Origin of the sequence: Plasticicumulans sp., assembly GCF_035331805.1 — a bacterium.
Classification (GTDB): domain Bacteria; phylum Pseudomonadota; class Gammaproteobacteria; order Competibacterales; family Competibacteraceae; genus Plasticicumulans.
In genome coordinates, this window is record NZ_DAOLKE010000170.1 from 3389 (window position 1) to 5153 (window position 1765).

2 protein-coding genes are annotated in these 1765 nt (G+C 71.8%); both read left to right on the forward strand.

What is annotated here, in order from left to right; translation table 11 throughout:
- The first annotated feature begins 23 nt into the window (after positions 1 to 23).
- Positions 24 to 935, forward strand: a complete 912-nt coding sequence (locus PKE44_RS12150; RefSeq protein WP_324551532.1) for an ABC transporter ATP-binding protein — start codon at positions 24 to 26, stop codon at positions 933 to 935.
- Entirely contained in the window at positions 932 to 1765 is an 834-nt protein-coding gene (locus PKE44_RS12155; RefSeq protein WP_324551519.1) for an ABC transporter permease subunit, read from the forward strand. Before PKE44_RS12150 ends, PKE44_RS12155 begins: the two co-directional genes overlap by 4 nt.

Genomic DNA, 1765 nt, shown 5'->3' on the forward strand with positions numbered 1-1765 from the left:
CTGCAAGCCGGCATGAATCCGTCATCGACATCGACCGGGCCAGCGTCCGCTACGGCCGCCACTGCGCGCTCGATGGCCTGACGCTCAGGCTCGAAGCCGGCGAGGTGCTCGGCCTGCTCGGTCACAACGGCGCCGGCAAGACCACGACGATGAAGCTGATCCTCGGCCTGCTGGCTCCGCAGGCCGGGCAGGTGCGCGTGTTCGGCGAGGACCCGCACGGTCCGGCCGCGCCGCGGCTGCGGCTCGCGCTCGGCTATCTGCCCGAGAACGTCAGCTTCTACGACAACCTGAGCGGTCGCGAGGTACTGGACTTCTTCGCGCGCATGAAGCGCGCCCCGCGCACCCAGGCGACGGAGCTGCTCGAACGCGTCGGGCTGGCCGCCGCGGCCGGGCGGCGCGTGAAGACGTACTCCAAAGGCATGCGCCAGCGCCTCGGACTCGCGCAGGCGCTGCTCGGCAGCCCGCGGCTGCTGCTGCTCGACGAGCCGACCGTCGGCCTCGATCCGCTGGCGACGCGCGAGTTCTACGCGCGCGTCGACGAACTGCGCCGCACCGGCACGACCATCATTCTCTGCTCGCACGTGCTGCCCGGCGTCGAGCGCCACATCGACCGCGCGCTGATCCTCGGTCAGGGCCGCGTGCTCGCCGCCGGCAGCCTCGATGCGCTGCGCGAGCAGGCCGGGCTGCCGCTGCTGATCCACGTGCGCGGCAACCCCGGACCGCACGCGCTCGCCGCACTGCCGGCCGGCAGCCGCACGCGCATGCTCGCCGATGGCCGCTTCGAGATCGCGCTGGCCGCGCATGCCAAGCTCGACGCGCTGCGCGGCCTGCTGACCGATCCGGCCGTGCACGATCTCGACATCGAGCCGCCGTCGCTCGAAACCCTGTACGCCCACTTCGGCAGCGCCGTCGCCGGCGAAGGAGAATCCGCATGAATCCCGCATCGGTGCTCGCGCCGGTGCTGACCGTCGCCGCCAAGGAGTTCCGCGACGGCCTGCGCAACCGCTGGGTGGCGGCGATCGCGATCGTCTGCGCGCTGCTCGCCGTGGGGCTGGCGACCTTCGGGGCTGCGGCCTCGGGGCAGGTCGGCTTCACGGGGCTGGCGACCACGATCGCGAGTCTGGCGAGCCTCGCGGTATTCCTGATCCCGCTGATCGCGCTGCTGCTCGCCTACGACAGCATTGTCGGCGAGGACGAACAGGGCACGCTGCTGCTGCTGCTGACCTATCCGCTGTCGCGGCTGCAGCTGCTCGCCGGCAAGTTCCTCGGTCACGGCGCGATCCTCGCCGTATCGACGACGCTCGGTTTCGGGCTCGCCGGCCTAGTCATCGGCATCGGCTCGGACAAGGTCGCGACCGGGCCGCTGGTGGCGGCACTCGGGCTGTTCATCGTCAGCGCGACGCTGCTCGGCTGGGCTTTCGTCGGCATCGCCTATGTGATCAGCGCCGGTGCCAGCGAGAAATCCCGCGCCGCCGGGCTCGCGCTGGTCGTCTGGTTCGCGTTCGTGCTGGTGTTCGATCTCGGCCTGCTCGGCTTTCTGGTCGCGACCGGCGGCGCGATCGGGCGCGACTGGCTGCCCTGGCTGCTGCTGCTGAACCCGGCCGACGTGTTCCGGCTCGCCAATCTCGCCGGCTTCGACGCGAACGCCACGGCCGGCCCGGTGTCGATCGGTGCCGGCTTCCCCGTGCCGCTGCTGCTGGCCGTGCAGGGCGCGTGGGTGCTCGCGCCGTTCGCGCTCGCCGTCTGGCGCTTCCGGCGACGCTGA